This is a genomic window from Bifidobacterium panos (assembly GCF_012932445.1).
Classification (GTDB): Bacteria; Actinomycetota; Actinomycetes; order Actinomycetales; family Bifidobacteriaceae; genus Bifidobacterium; species Bifidobacterium panos.
In genome coordinates this window covers 1-14,750 of record NZ_JAAIIJ010000026.1, presented here as the reverse complement: position 1 = coordinate 14,750, position 14,750 = coordinate 1, and the positions used below count along the sequence as shown (strand labels likewise).

General features: G+C 58.8%; 10 protein-coding genes and 2 rRNA genes. 8 read left to right on the top strand and 4 right to left on the bottom strand.

Annotated elements, in window-relative coordinates; translation table 11 throughout:
* The first annotated feature begins 181 nt into the window (after positions 1 to 181).
* The 3 genes from G1C94_RS06795 to G1C94_RS06785 all read left to right on the top strand — a co-directional run bounded on the left by G1C94_RS06795 (position 182) and on the right by G1C94_RS06785 (position 3,896).
* Positions 182 to 3,236, top strand: a 23S ribosomal RNA gene (locus G1C94_RS06795).
* A gap of 156 nt (positions 3,237 to 3,392) precedes the next feature.
* A 5S ribosomal RNA gene (gene rrf / locus G1C94_RS06790) occupies positions 3,393 to 3,509 on the top strand.
* 135 nt (positions 3,510 to 3,644) lie between these two features.
* Positions 3,645 to 3,896: a hypothetical protein gene (locus G1C94_RS06785; RefSeq protein WP_172146727.1), complete on the top strand. Its 252-nt coding sequence runs from the start codon at positions 3,645 to 3,647 to the stop codon at positions 3,894 to 3,896.
* 174 nt (positions 3,897 to 4,070) lie between these two features.
* Here the strand turns inward: G1C94_RS06785 and G1C94_RS06780 are convergent, their stop codons facing one another.
* Together G1C94_RS06780 and G1C94_RS06775 are read right to left on the bottom strand one after the other, a co-directional pair.
* Entirely contained in the window at positions 4,071 to 4,847 is a 777-nt protein-coding gene (locus G1C94_RS06780) for a nitroreductase family protein (protein ID WP_172146726.1), read from the bottom strand.
* Between the two features lie 40 nt (positions 4,848 to 4,887).
* Positions 4,888 to 5,265 (bottom strand): DUF4235 domain-containing protein, encoded by a 378-nt coding sequence (locus tag G1C94_RS06775; RefSeq protein ID WP_172146718.1) that lies wholly within the window; start codon positions 5,263 to 5,265, stop codon positions 4,888 to 4,890.
* Positions 5,266 to 5,428: 163 nt separating this feature from the next.
* Here G1C94_RS06775 and G1C94_RS06770 point away from each other — a divergent pair, with 163 nt between their 5' ends.
* Both G1C94_RS06770 and G1C94_RS06765 read left to right on the top strand, forming a co-directional pair.
* Entirely contained in the window at positions 5,429 to 6,130 is a 702-nt protein-coding gene (locus G1C94_RS06770) for a histidine phosphatase family protein (protein WP_172146716.1), read from the top strand.
* A gap of 375 nt (positions 6,131 to 6,505) precedes the next feature.
* Positions 6,506 to 7,825, top strand: coding sequence for an ABC transporter substrate-binding protein (locus G1C94_RS06765; RefSeq protein WP_172146714.1), 1,320 nt, complete (start codon positions 6,506 to 6,508; stop codon positions 7,823 to 7,825).
* 164 nt (positions 7,826 to 7,989) lie between these two features.
* On the opposite strand, the gene G1C94_RS06760 is transcribed toward G1C94_RS06765, so the two are convergent.
* Positions 7,990 to 9,009, bottom strand: coding sequence for a LacI family DNA-binding transcriptional regulator (locus G1C94_RS06760; RefSeq protein ID WP_172146712.1), 1,020 nt, complete (start codon positions 9,007 to 9,009; stop codon positions 7,990 to 7,992).
* A gap of 374 nt (positions 9,010 to 9,383) precedes the next feature.
* Between G1C94_RS06760 and G1C94_RS06755 the strand changes: the two genes are divergently transcribed.
* Both G1C94_RS06755 and G1C94_RS06750 read left to right on the top strand, forming a co-directional pair.
* Entirely contained in the window at positions 9,384 to 10,238 is an 855-nt protein-coding gene (locus tag G1C94_RS06755) for a carbohydrate ABC transporter permease (RefSeq protein WP_172146710.1), read from the top strand.
* A complete protein-coding gene (locus tag G1C94_RS06750) occupies positions 10,238 to 11,077 on the top strand; it encodes a carbohydrate ABC transporter permease (protein ID WP_172146708.1) in 840 nt (279 codons plus the stop codon). The genes G1C94_RS06755 and G1C94_RS06750 overlap by 1 nt, the downstream gene beginning before the upstream one ends.
* A gap of 348 nt (positions 11,078 to 11,425) precedes the next feature.
* On the opposite strand, the gene G1C94_RS06745 is transcribed toward G1C94_RS06750, so the two are convergent.
* The gene (locus G1C94_RS06745) at positions 11,426 to 13,183 is read right to left on the bottom strand and encodes a glycoside hydrolase family 13 protein (RefSeq protein WP_172146705.1); all 1,758 of its coding nucleotides are present in this window, start codon (positions 13,181 to 13,183) and stop codon (positions 11,426 to 11,428) included.
* Between the two features lie 228 nt (positions 13,184 to 13,411).
* Between G1C94_RS06745 and G1C94_RS06740 the strand changes: the two genes are divergently transcribed.
* Entirely contained in the window at positions 13,412 to 14,011 is a 600-nt protein-coding gene (locus tag G1C94_RS06740; RefSeq protein ID WP_172146702.1) for a YesL family protein, read from the top strand.
* Positions 14,012 to 14,750: the final 739 nt, after the last annotated feature.

Sequence of the window (14,750 nt, the reverse complement as noted above, 5' to 3'; positions counted from 1 at the left end):
GTGGTGCGTGGTGGCTTGAGAACTGGATAGTGGACGCGAGCAAAGAATTTTTCTTTGCTGTAAATTTCAACGAACTCTCTTTTATAGGATTGTTCGTCGATCGTTTTGTGATCATTTCAGATGTGATGATTTGTTGTCTGGGAATTTGCTAGAAGATACTTGCGGCGCACATACGTGTGTATGGGTTGCTTGCAAGGGTGTATGGTGGATGCCTTGGCAGACAGGACCGATGAAGGACGTTAGAGGCTGCGATAAGCCTCGGGGAGCCGCCAACTAGGCTTTGATCCGAGGATTTCCGAATGGGGAAACCCGCCAACCGTCATGGGTTGGCACCGCTTTATGCGGAGGGTACGCAGGGAAGTGAAACATCTCAGTACCTGCAGGAAAAGATATTCCGTGAGTAGTGGCGAGCGAAAGCGGATCAGGCCAAACCTTGAGCGTGTGATACCCGTCGGGGGTTGCGTTCAGGGTGTTGTGGGAAATTTTGTCTCGATACCGACGAGTCGAGCGACAGTCACAAAACCATGTTTTAGGTGAACAGGATTGAAAACCTGGCCACAGAGGGTGATGGCCCCGTAACCGAACAAGCATGGTCTGTCGATAAGTTCTCCCAAGTAGTACGGGTCCCGTGGAACCCCGTGCGAATCTGTGCAGACCGTTGCATAAGCCTAAATATTCCTGTCTGACCGATAGTGAACGAGTACCGTGAGGGAAAGGTGAAAAGTACCCCGGGAGGGGAGTGAAATAGTCTCTGAAACCGTGCACTTACAAACCGTCGGAGCCTTAAGGGGTGACGGCGTGCCTATCGAAAAATGAGTCTGCGAGTCAGTGATATGTGGCGAGGTTAACCCGAGTGGGGGATCCGTAGCGAAAGCGAGTCTTAAAAGGCGTTTGAGTCGCATGTCCTGGACCCGAAGCGGGATGATCTAGCCCTGAGCAGGTTGAAGCGCGGGTAAGACCGCGTGGAGGACCGAACCCACTTAGGTTGAAAACTGAGGGGATGACTTGGGGTTAGGGGTGAAAGGCCAATCAAATTCCGTGATAGCTGGTTCTCTCCGAAATGCATTTAGGTGCAGCGTCGTGCCATTACATCCAGGGGGTAGAGCTACTGGATGCTTGCGGGCCCATACCGGGTACCAATAGCAACCAAACTCCGAATACCTGTGATGCGTACCACGGCAGTGACTCAGCGGGGGATAAGCTCCGTTGTGGAAAGGGAGACAGCCCAGATCGTCGTCTAAGGTCCCTAAGCGTGTGCTAAGTGGGAAAGGATGTGGAGTCGCATAGACAGCCAGGAGGTTGGCTCAGAAGCAGCCACCCTTGAAAGAGTGCGTAACAGCTCACTGGTCTAGTGGTTCCGCGCCGACAATGTAGCGGGGCTCAAGCACACCACCGAAGACGCGGCAGTACTTTGTACTGGGTAGGAGAGCGTTCTGTACGGGGCGAAGCGGCGGTGTAAACCAGCCGTGGACTGTACAGAAGTGAGAATGCAGACATGAGTAGCGAAAGCGGGGTGAAGATCCCCGCCGCTGGATGACTAAGGGTTCCAGGGCCACGTTCATCGTCCCTGGGTTAGTCGGGTCCTAAGGCGAGGCCGACAGGCGTAGTCGAATGGATGAACGGGTTGATATTCCCGTACCGGCTTTCAGCCGCCCAATCCGAGGCTTGGAGTACTAACCTCCGTCTATTGGCTTACTTCTCCTTCGGGAGGGGGATGCGAATAGCCGTTGGGACCGATCCTTGTAGTAGGACAGCACAGGAGTGACACGGAAAGGTAGCCGGCTGCGGAGGTGGTTTTCCGTAGTTAAGCACGCAGGGCGTCATGTAGGCAAATCCGCATGGCAATGTCCGAGGTGTGATGATGGGGCCGTTTTGGCCGAATCCGGTGATCCTAGCCGTCAAGAAAAGCTTCGGTGTTAGGCTGCTAGCCGCCCGTACCCTAAACCGACACTGGTGGTCAGGTAGAGAATACCAAAGCGATCGAGCGAATCCTGGTCAAGGAACTCGGCAAATTACTCCCGTTCCTTCGGTTTAAGGGAGACCCCTGTCCGTCAAGACCCTCGCGGTCGGCAGCGGAAGGGGGTGGCACAAACTAGGGGGTAGCGACTGTTTACCAAAAACACAGGTGCATGCGAAGACGAAAGTCGCTGTATATGCACTGACGCCTGCCCGGTGCCGGAAGGTTAAGAGGATCCGTCAGGCTTCGGCCGAAGCGGTGAATTTAAGCCCCGGTAAACGGCGGTGGTAACTATAACCATCCTAAGGTAGCGAAATTCCTTGTCGGGTAAGTTCCGACCTGCACGAATGGCGTAACGACTTCCCCACTGTCTCGACCAGGAGCTCGGCGAAATTGCAGTACGAGTAAAGATGCTCGTTAAGCGCAGAAGGACGAAAAGACCCCGGGACCTTTACTATACCTTGGTATTGGCATTCGGTGTGGATTGTGTAGCATAGGCGGGAGGCTTTGAAGCATGGGCGCTAGCTCGTGTGGAGCCATCATTGAAATACCGCTCTGTTCGCATTGGATGTCTAACCTCGAACAGTCATCCTGTTCAGGGACAGTGCCTGGCGGGTAGTTTAACTGGGGCGGTTGCCTCCCAAAGAGTAACGGAGGCGCTCAAAGGTTCCCTCAGCCCGGTTGGCAATCGGGTGTTGAGTGTAAGTGCACAAGGGAGCTTGACTGTGAGACTGACGGGTCGAGCAGGGACGAAAGTCGGAACTAGTGATCCGGTGCCGGTGTACGGACGCGGCATCGCTCAACGGATAAAAGGTACCCCGGGGATAACAGGCTGATCATTCCCAAGAGTCCATATCGACGGGATGGTTTGGCACCTCGATGTCGGCTCGTCGCATCCTGGGGCTGGAGCAGGTCCCAAGGGTTCGGCTGTTCGCCGATTAAAGCGGCACGCGAGCTGGGTTCAGAACGTCGTGAGACAGTTTGGTCTCTATCCTCTGCGCTCGTTGGAATCTTGAGGAGACCTGCCCATAGTACGAGAGGACCTGGGTGGACGAACCTCTGGTATGCCAGTTGTCACGCCAGTGGCACGGCTGGTTAGCTACGTTCGGAAGGGATAACCGCTGAAAGCATCTAAGCGGGAAGCCTGCTCCAAGATTAGGATTCCGTGAGGCCTTGAGCCTCTGAACTCCCCATGTAGAACACGTGGTTGATAGGCCGGATGTGGAAGCCCTGCGAGGGGTGGAGCTGACCGGTACTAACGGAGAAAAGGCAATCATACATTTTCAACTCTTCGGAGTTGGAATCGCACAAGCATCTTCTGCAAATCACCCGATAGCAATGAGCATCGGAGTGCACAAAACGACTAAGCGTCCATTATCCGGTTCCCAAGTTGCCACATGCCAACTGGGTTCCACCCAGTTGATAATTAAAGATTTGCGGCGACCATAGCTAAGGTGAAACGCCCGGTCCCATTCCGAACCCGGAAGCTAAGGCCTTATACGGCGATGGTACTGCACTCGATAGGGTGTGGGAGAGTAGCGAGTTGCCGCTTATACGTTGGAAACCCCGGTTGAGCTAAGCTCCCGGGGTTTTCGTTTATTGTCATTTCGCTTCCGGATTGGTTCGTGCACGAACGTACGGTGGCGGATAGCAACGGAGTTATTGGTTCAGCCGATAGACTGGGGGTATGCATTACTTCACCCCTAAGCGCTGCGCCGAAACGGACAAAATCATGTATCACGATAAGGCACAGGCGCAGAGGGCCGTGGAACAGAGCTGGGCCGAGCGCGGTGCCGAGCTGTGGGTGTATCGATGCGAGTATTGCGGCACCTGGCATCTGACGCATCGCGATCCAAAGTCCAGCTATCGATATGCGCCGCTGAACCAGCAACTCAAACCACACAGCCGCAAGAAAGGCTACAAGCCGAGGCGGCGCTGAGCGGGGTTCCAGGCGAGAAACGACCGGAGGGAGCGCGAGGGCGGAGTCTGGGCAGTTTTGCGGGCCGGCCGCCCTGTCGCCACGACTGCACTGTGCCGCCTCTGGCGTCTTGTGACGATATTGCCGCGGGGGCACAACACACTGTGCTGTGCCCCCGCGGAAGGTCGGAAAGTCTTACTTCTCCAAACGGAAGCCCTGGCCGTGCGCCAAGGGCTGCATCTTGTGATTGTCGCCCATCTCTTGGGCGGCGAGCTTGGCGATTTGCTCACTGAATGCATCCACGGGTCGGTCGGTGTTGCGCAAATCGTAATACTCGTGCACGGTGGCGTCGAACGACGCGAGATCCGCCTGGATCGCGGCTTCGGACTGCTCGTCGCTGGGATAGGTGTTGTCGAAGAACTGCAAGGTGCGGGGCATGCGCGGCTTGACCGCCGGCTCCTGGGCGGGCTTGCCGATGGCCAACCCCAGCACGGGATAGGTGTATTGCGGCAGATGCAGCGCCTCGACAAGACCCGACACGTTGTTAAGCAGCGAACCGAGAATCACGCAGCCAAGCCCCAGCGACTCGGCGGCGGTCTCCATGGCGTGCAGAGCAAGCACGGCGTCGTTGTGCGCTTGCGTGAAACGGTAGCTGCCGCTCAGTCCATAGTGTTCGGGGTCGGTCGGCACGCCCTTGCCGGCGGCGATCAGCGCGTTGCGATGCTCGTCGACCACGAACACATACAGCAACGGCGCGGTGGCGATATATGCCTGGTTGCCGAATTCGGCCATAAGCTGCTTGAGCGCCGGATCCTGCACGCGGATGGCCGACCAATCGTTGAGGTATTGGCTGGACGCGGCATGTTGCGCGGCATCTTCCAACACGTTGCGGATGTCGTCGCTGATCGGTTCCTCCACGAAGGCGCGAATGGAACGACGGTTGAGCAGGGTTTCAATAGTGCTATTAGTCATGCGAGTATTCTCGCACATGCCGCGCATGTTTGCGATGATTTCAGGAACGCTTGCGGTGACGACGGTCGACCAGCGCTTGCGAACCGCGGCCGGACAGTGTGGACACGACCGCGCCGAACGCCGCCGAAGCCGCGGCGAACGCGATGCTCATCAACAGGCCTTGCTGCGCTTCTTCCTCAGCATCCAAGCGATTGGTGCCCTTGTCCCACACCATTTGGAACAGATGGCCAGCCACCAAGCCGGTGACGGCGGGAATCGCCATCTTGAGCAGCTTGTCGCCCAAGGAGTCGGGGTCGCTCATCATTTGACTGCGCAGCTCATCGACTTTGCCGTCGATGCGCTGCAGACTCTCGATGGCCTTGTCCGCGCCGGAGGCGGAATCGGAGCCGGAATCGGTGTTGTGCATTTCGTCACTCATAGCCACCAGTCTAGCGTTGGTTCCGCCCTGAGGGCAAAGGCAAGACGGCACGAGCTGAAACAATAGGGCATTGTGATGAGGTCAGGGGGACGGAATGGGGATGAGAAGAGAAATATGAAACCCCAGTGGTGGGGAAGGGGGAAGACGGGGTAATGTTAAGACCATGAGCGAAAACAAGCGCGACGGCAAGGGCGCCGTCGAGAATGCAGGACTTCTGGTGCTGTTGCGCCACGGGCAGACGGCTTGGAGCGAATCCGGCCAGCACACGGGCCGCACGAATATCCCGCTGACGGCCGTGGGCGAGCAACAGGCTCGCGATGCCGGCGAACGATTGCAGGCGGCGTTCCCCCAGGGATTTGAACCCGGTTGCGTGTTCGCCAGCCCGCTGAAACGCGCGCAGCAGACCGCCACGCTGGCCGGTTTCGAGCAGGTCGCCACGCTGGACGACATCGCGGAATGGGATTATGGCGCGGCTGAGGGGCGCACCCGCCAGCAGGTGCGTCAGGCCTGCGGCTTTGAGTGGGACGTGTGGCGCGACGGCCCGCAGGCTTTGCCGCAGCGGATGCAAGCCGACTGGGTGGAAGCGTTGCCCGGCGGCGAACAGGTGCCTGTGCACGCCGGCGCCGGCGAAACCGTCGAAGAGGCGGCGGCGCGCGCCAGGGCTGCCATTGCGGCGGCAATTCCTCTCTTGGACGAAGGGCACAACGTTCTGTTCGTGGCGCATGCGCACATTCTGCGCATCCTGACGTCGCAATGGCTCGGTGTCGAGCCGCGGTTCGCGCGTCTGCTTCGCTTGGACACGGCGCATTATTCCGTGCTCGGCCAATACAAAGGCGATCAGGTGATCGAACGCTGGAACTGCTGACTGCTGAAACGCTTCGAGTTGCCAAGGGCTTGGCGCTGTGCCGGCCCTTAAGTCGCGCATGTGCGCGCTAGTTTCCCTTGTGAAGAGAACATAATCGACTTCCAAGGCAGAGCCTTGCTTGCCTTTTTGCGCCTCGAAAGAACCCCAATAATGACAACGCTTGCACTGCTAAAAGGCTCAACAAACGTTGGAAACACAAGAAAAACAGGCAATGAGAAGCAGTAATGTGTCGATTCTGCAACACTGATACTGCCATCGTTTGCAATAATGGGCAAAATGTGTCATGATGGTCACTGTCGAGAAATTTCGGCGGCGCCAAAGTCGACGCCTCCTTGAGATGAGTGCTCAGGGGAAGAAACAAGGAAGGAAGGTTCGATGATGAATCGTTCAGTGAAAAAGGCCCTCAGCCTGGTTGCGATTGCCGCCATGTCCGTGGGCGCGCTGGCTGGCTGCGGCAGCTCGTCTGACGCCAAGGGCAAGGTTTATTACCTGAACTTCAAGCCGGAAGCGGCCGATCAGTGGACTGCGCTGGCCAAGAAGTACACCGAGGAAACCGGCGTGGAGGTCAAGGTGCAGACCGCCGCCTCCGGCACCTATGAGCAGACGCTGAAGTCCGAGATCGCCAAGACCGAGGCCCCCACGCTGTTCCAGGTCAACGGCCCGGTGGGATATCAGAACTGGAAGCGCTACACCGCCGACATGAAGGATACCGAAGTCTACAATCAGCTCGTGAACAAGGACGTGGCGCTGACGGACGGCGATAAGGTCGTCGGCGTGCCGTATGTGATGGAAACCTACGGCCTGATCTACAACAAGGACATCCTCAACAAATACTTTGCGCTTGACGACGCGGCCGTGAAGTCCGTGGATGAAATCAACTCCTTCGACAAGCTCAAGGCCGTCGCTGACGGCATCCAGCAGCACAAGGACGAGCTTGGCGTCAAGGGCGCGTTCACCTCCGCCGGCTTTGACTCCAGCTCCGACTGGCGCTTTAAGACCCACTTGGCGAACCTGCCGCTCTTCTACGAGTTCACAATCGACAAGGTCACCGAGCAGCCGGCCAAGATCAAGGGCACATATCTGGCGCAATACAAGCAGATCTTCGACCTGTACCTGAAGGACTCCACCACCGAGCCCACCCAGCTGAGCTCGAAGACCGGCGATGACGCCAACTCCGAATTCGCGCTTGGCGAGGCCGTCTTCTATCAGAACGGCACCTGGGCGTGGAGCGACCTGCAGAAGGCCGGCATGAGTGCCGATTCCGTGGGTATGATGCCGATCTACATCGGTGTCAAGGGCGAGGAGAACCAGGGCTTGGCCACCGGCTCCGAGAACTACTGGTGCATCAACGACAAGGCCTCCGACGCCGACAAGAAGGCCACCGAGGAATTCCTGAAGTGGGTCATCACCTCCGACGCCGGCAAGAACGCGCTGAGCACGGAGATGGGCTTCACCACCCCGTTCAAGACCTTCTCCGACATCAAGTCCGACAACCCGCTGACCCAGGCCGCCACCGAGGATCAGACCTCCGGCAAGACCCAGGTGACGTGGAACTTCACCATGATGCCGTCCGAAGAGTGGAAGAACAAGCTCGGCAACGCCCTGCTTGAGTACGCTCAGGGCACCGGCAGCTGGGATGCCGTGAAGTCCGCGTTCGTGGACAACTGGGCCACGGAGTACGAGGCTTCGCACTGAGCGCATAGACTGAGCGCATAGGCGCTAGAGCAAGAAGCAAGATAAGTAAAGAAAGTAAGGCGGCGATCGGGATTCGTTCCGGTCGCCGCCTTTTTGGGTTTATCGCAAGTTTGATGTGGGCCGCGGCCGCTCTTTCAGACGCGATATGCCGCGAGCCGCGCCCGTTAGCGCCGCACGCGGGCGGTGCTGGAACGCACGATCAGTTGCGCGGCGACATTGCGGAATGCCGTTTCCAGTTCGCGTTCCTCAATGAGATCGAGCGTCATGTGCGCGGCCTCGCGCGCCATTTCAACCGGATCCTGACGGATCGTGGTCAGGCCGATATCGTGGGTGTAGGTGCTGTCGTCGTATCCGATGACCGACACATCGCCGGGCACACAGAACCCATTGCGCTCCAGCTGGAACAGCAACGGCAGCGCGATGCCGTCTTCCTGACAGGCGATGGCGGTCGGCATCTCATGCAAGCTCATCAACTGGGTGATCACATCGCCGATTTGGTAATGCCCATTGCCGTCGACCTTGCACACCACCACCTGCGGCTCGATGCCCTCTTTGCGGCAGCAATCGCAGAACACATCAAAGCGGTTCTTCACCGAGAACGACAGCGAAACGCCGCGATCGGTGCTGATATAGGCGATATTGCGGTGGCCGAGGACTGTCAGATGCCGCGCGGCGAGCCTGGAACCTTGGGTGTCGTCGATGTTGACCGCCGCGGCGAATCCGCGCTGTTCGGGCTTGACGGCGTTGATGCCGATGATTGGCACGCCGACGGAGGCGAGCTGGGCGCTCTCCTTGGCATCGATGTCGAAGGAGACGACGATCACGGCATCGGCGTTGCGGCGCACGGGCAGGGTGTCGAAAAACTCCTGGCGCTCCTCGATGCTGGAAATCTGGAAAATCGAGATGTCGTAGCCCTCGGCATGGAACACCTCGTTGAGCCCCTCGATGACGGAGGCGGTGAACCACAGGCTGATATGCCCGCTCATCAGCACCGCGATGCGCAACGAGCGGCCGGACTTCAGCGCCACTGCGGAGCGCGACAGCGAGAAATTGAGCTTGTCGGCCACGGCAAGCACGCGCTCGCGGGTTTTGGCCGACACGAGGTTCGGGCGGGTGAAGGAACGGGAGACTGTGGAGATCGAGACGCCCGCCTCCTCGGCCACGTCTTGGATACTGCTGCTCATGCGCCACTTTCTGTTGTTGCGTGCGGGTTTTGGGAAACTCATTCCAGCTTACACGCTGTTTCAATGCGATATATCCAATGATAACGATTGGAATACAAACGTTTGCAAAAGACGCAAAAAGTAGCATGATAACTGAGAAACCCTTATTTTCCAACACTGCAAGTTTGCCGCCATCTTCCCCAGTGAGGCGAATGTGAACCACATAAATGACAACGTTTGACATAACAGCGAACGACGGATATCATGACAGATAAGTTCTGCCACGCGGCGTGCGCGTCCACCGGCAGATGGTGTTTGGCTCATTGATTGTGAACCGATATCCGCGATACGCACAAAGTAGTGTGGCGGGCTCAAGGAGGAGGAAGTGATGCTTCATGGTTAGCATGGCTGGAAAGGCAATACGCAAGTGGTGGGCGCTGTTCGCCCTGCCCACGTTTGCCGCGTTCATCATTGGATTCGTGGTGCCCTTCATCATGGGCGTCTACTTAAGTTTCTGCGAGTTCACCACCGTCACCGACGGCGAATGGGTGGGCTTGAAGAACTACGGCAAAGCGCTCAAGGACCCGGAGTTCCTGCACGCGCTGGGCTTCTCGACAGCCTTCACCATCGTGACGACCATCGTCATCAACGTGGTGGCGTTCTTCATCGCCTATATGCTCACCAAGGCGATCAAAGGCTCGAATCTGTTCCGTTCGGTGTTCTTCATGCCGAACCTCATCGGCGGCATCATCCTGGGCTACATCTGGCTGCTGCTGCTCAACGGCATCCTCGCCCACTGGGGCAAGGCGCTGACCTATTCGGCGACCTACGGCTTCTGGGGCTTGGTCATTCTCGTGTGCTGGCAGCAGATCGGCTACATGATGATCATCTACATCGCCGGCATGCAATCCCTGCCCACCGACGTGCTCGAAGCCGCGCAGGTGGACGGCGCCAACGGCACGCAGACGATGTTCCGCGTCATCATCCCGCTGATGATGCCCTCCATCACCGTGTGTTCCTTCCTGACTGTCACCAACGGCTTCAAGCTGTATGACCAGAATCTCGCCCTGACCAACGGCGCGCCGAGCAACATGTCCGAAGGCTTGGCGATGAACATCACCCGCACGTTCTACGGGCGCATGGGCTGGGAAGGCGTCGGCCAGGCGAAGGCCGTGCTGTTCTTCATCCTGGTGGCGGTGATCGCGCTGATTCAGAACAAACTTACGACAAGCAAGGAGGTGGCGGCCTGATGAACGAGAATAAGACCAAGCATCCCGCCCTGTGGACGGTGCTGTTTTCCGTGGTGTCGCTGGCCTGGGTGTTCCCCATCGTGCTGGTGCTGATCAACTCCTTCAAGCAGAAGGCCTATATCTCCAAGAATGCGTTCTCGCTGCCGACCGGCAAGGCGTTCGTCGGGCTGGAGAACTACACGCGCGGCATCGAAACCACGCACTTCTTCGCCAGCTTCGGCTGGACGCTGCTCATCACCGTCGGTTCCGTGTTGCTGATCCTGCTGTGCACCTCGATGTGCGCGTGGTGGATTGTGCGCGCCAACAACTGGGCGGCGAAGCTGCTGTACACGCTGTTCCTGTTCAATATGATCGTGCCGTTCCAGATGGTGATGTTCACGCTGTCCAAGCTGGCCGACATGTTGAAGCTCAACACCCCGTGGGGCCTGTGCATCATCTACCTCGGCTTCGGCGCCGGCCTGGCGGTGTTCATCTTCACCGGCGTGATCAAGGGCATTCCGCAGGAGCTTGAGGAGTCCGCGATGATCGACGGCGCGTCGGTGCCGCGCATCTTCTTCCAGATTGTGGTGCCGATTATGAAGCCGTCCATTGTGTCGGTGGCGATTCTTGAGGCCATGTGGATTTGGAACGACTACCTGCTGCCGTACCTGACGCTCGATTTGGGCAAGTACAAGACCATTTCGGTGGCTGTGCAGTACCTGAAGGGCGGCTACGGTTCGGTGGACATGGGTGCGATGATGGCCTGCCTGGTGCTGGCGATCATCCCGATCATCATCTTCTACCTAGTCTGCCAAAAGTACATTGTGAAGGGGGTAATGGCGGGGGCGGTCAAGGGCTGAAGCCCTTGACAAAGGCAGCCCGGTGGGCTGCCTTTAGCTCCCGCCTGAGCGAGGCGATAGCCGAGCGAAGGTAACATTGAGCGCGCACGGAAGTGCGCTCCTTAATTGCAGGGCCGGAGGCGGGGCGGTGAAAGGCTGAGGCGGTCAAACAACGGGCCGAAGACTTTTCCGTCCATGCGTAACGAGCCCCAGCCATCCGCACTCAACTGACAGCTCCCGACGTCTTATGCGACGCTATCTGCTCGCTGCTACGAAGAGCCCAACAGAGCTCTTCGTCTAGCGAAAACCAAAGACCCGGCTCTCATAAAACACGAGAACCGGGTCTTTGCTTATGCACGTAAATAAAAACTAACCCATCACCCAAGCAGTGACATCGGCGGGAAGTTTACCCTCAACGAGCTCGGCCGAAGCGAGCACCACTTCGCCGTGCGGCAACTCAACCGGCTCGGCACCGAAATTAGTCACCGAGGCGAACGTGCGCCCATTTGTGGCCGGACGGCTATAAGCCACCACCTCTTCGCCCATATCGAGCAGCTTGGCGGACGTATCGCCGGTGGCAACCAAGTCCGCCTGGCGAATCGCAAGCGCCGCACGATAGAGGTTCAGCATCGAGCGCGAATCGCCCTCCTCCACATCGACGCAATACTCCTTAAACCACAACGGCTGTGGCAGGTGCGGGTCGGCCGCAGCAGAGCCATCGGCGCGCGTGGCCGGCGAGAAGCCGAACGAGGCACCCGAACCGAAGCGGCCATCGGCACTCCAGTCAGCGGCAGCCGGCGCGTCCGCGCTGCTCCACGGCAACGGCACGCGGCAACCGTCGCGGCCCTTGTCCGTCGTGTCCCACTTGGTGTGCAGCGAGGTCGGGTCCTCCAAACGCTCCCACGGAATATCAGCCACCTCGAACAGCCCCAGTTCCTCGCCCTGGTAGATGTAAGCGGAGCCGGGCAGGCCGAGTTCCATCAACGCGGCGGCGCGGGCGCGACGGGTGCCGAGCTCGCGGTTCTCGGGGTAGGCGCGGCCATTATGCACCAACCAGTCGTGCACCAACTGGTGATACACCGGGGTTTTGATCTGCGGCAGGCCGTAACGCGAGGGGCTGCGCGGCACGTCATGGTTGTTCATCACCCATGTGGTGGTGGAGCCGCCGGTTTCCGCCGCGGCTTTGAGGCCTCCCTCGATGGCCACGCGGAACTCGTCGGCGAACCAGTTGGCCTCGGCGAAATCGAAGTTGAACGACTGGCCGAGCTCGTCCACCGAGGCGTACAGGTGCTGGTGCTCCGGCACCACCCACGCCTCGGCCACGGCGAAGCGGGGCGGGGCGTACTCGTTGAACACCTGACGCCATTCGCGGTAGATGTCGTGCACTTCGCGGCGGTCGAACAGCGGGTGCGTGAAATCATGGCACAGGCCGTCGAGCACGGAATACTTCTCCCCCAGCACTTCCAGCGGCTCGGATTCGAGATCCTTGGCCAGGCCGTGCGCCACGTCGATGCGGAAGCCGTCGGTGCCGTGGTCGGACCAGAAGCGCAGGGTCTTCTTGAACTCCTCGTGCACGTCGGGGTGCTCCCAGTTGAGATCGGGCTGCGCCTTGTCGAACAGGTGCAGATACCACTGGCCGTCCTCGACGCGATGCCAGGCCGGCCCGCCGAAGAACGATTGCCAGTCGTTCGGCGGCAGTTCGCCATGTTCCCCGCGCCCCTCGCGGAAGATGTAGCGCTCGCGGGCGGGCGAGCCGGGGGCGGAGGCGAGGGCCTCCTGGAAGAAGACGTGCTTGTCGGAGGTGTGGTTCGGCACGATGTCGACGATGACCTTGATGCCGGCGGCGTGCGCGGCTTGGGCCATCGCGTCGAAATCGGCCATGGTGCCCAAGCGCGGGTCGACGTTGCGGTAGTCGATGACGTCGTAACCGCCGTCCGCAAGGTCGGAAGGGTAGAAGGGGCTGAGCCAGATGGCGTCCACGCCGAGGCTCGCGATGTAGTCCATCTTTTCGGTGACGCCGGCGATGTCGCCCAGGCCGTCGCCGTTGACATCCTTGAAGCTGCGCGGATAGATCTGATAGACGACGGCCTGCTTCCACCAGTCGTCGTTGAGGTTATTGGCTGTCATCGGGTGTCCTTTCTTGATTTGACGCATATTGTATTGTCTGCATTATTAATGACAACGGTATCATGCAATTCATTTATTGCAAAATACAGCGTTCCGAACACACCATGAAACAACCATGACAACGATAACATGCCCCGTCAGCAACATCAGCCTACCCTTGTGGCTATATAGTGGCTATAAGAGGGCCGAGGCGGGGCCGAAAGCGATGCGGGATGAATGGAGCGCTGAATGAGATTTCTTTCGCCGGACTCCAGGTTCATGCAGGAGCTGCGCAACCTCACCGACGCGGTGTGGATCAACATTCTCATGGTGCTCACTTCGATTCCGGTGGTGACCATCGGCGCGGCGCTCGCGGCTGGCTGTGACGCCTCGCGCCGCGTGGTGCAGGGCGAGGGCGGAGGCGTGACAGCCAATTATTTCAAGGCGTTCCGCGCCAATTTCGCCAAGGCGACAGCGCTGTGGGCGGTGTTCGGGGTGGTCGGCGCGGGGCTAACATGGTCTTGGGTGGCGTTGCAGATCACGCCGCTGCTGGTGCCGAAGTTCGGGTTGAGCATCGTGTGGCTCATCGGCTTTGAATGGGTGTTCGCGCTGCAGGCCAGATTCGAGAACTCCGTGGGGCGCACGCTGGTCAATGCGTTCGTATTCGGGGTGGGCAATATCGTGCTCACGCTGGGCATGGTGGCGATTGACGCGGTGTGGATTGGGTTGCTGGTGGCATGCTGGTTCTATTTCCCGCAAGGGCTGTTTCTGCTGGTTGTTTTGGGTTACGGCACGATGCTGATGTGCCATGTGCCCCTGCTCGAGCGCGCCTTTAAGCCCTATTTATAACCTTTATCTATTCAGCGAAGAGCTCGGTGAGATTCTTCGTTTTGCCTTCAAAAGGTGCGTCATTTTGCGTTAATAGTCCATCCCGTGTCTTCCGTGTCATTCCGCCGACACAGCAAGTCGTTCCCTGCGTGCTTGAGTCGCAGCGTCCATCGTTCCTGTTCTCAGTTTGTCTCGGATTACAGTGCCCGTTTTCCCGTTCTCAGTGTGCGTCCCGCCATTTTGTTTTTAGTGTGCGTTTCGCTGTTCCGTTAGGTTTGCGTGTTGTTTGCGATTCCGGTGTTTGGCGGCGGATGTTGCCGTGTTCGACACCCTCCGGGCCGGTAGGCCAAGTCTTACGTCTCACACGGCAACATCCGCCTAAGTCATTTTGGCCTTAACCGGTGTTCCGCCTTGGCGGGCCCCCGCTGGGCGAAGAGCCCAGTGGGCTCTTCGCAGCAGCGAGCAGCGATAGCGTCGCGAGCGTCGCACAAGACGTCGGGGGCTGTCGCGCGGATGCGCGACTGGGGGTGGTTTCACCAGGCACGTGTCTGTTCGACCACCCTCAGTCAGCCTGACGGCTGACAGCTCCCGCCCGCGGGAGCCCTAAGCTGGTCCCTTGTTATTTCGGTTGATTCGTTGGGTCGGGGGAATGATTTCCCCCTTGGTTTGTTGTGGGCGTTGCGTTTTGGGTGGAGCGGGCTGCCCTGTAATTCCGGGGTTTTCTGGGGGGAATTGTGTTGGTGTTCGGCGGGTTGGATGG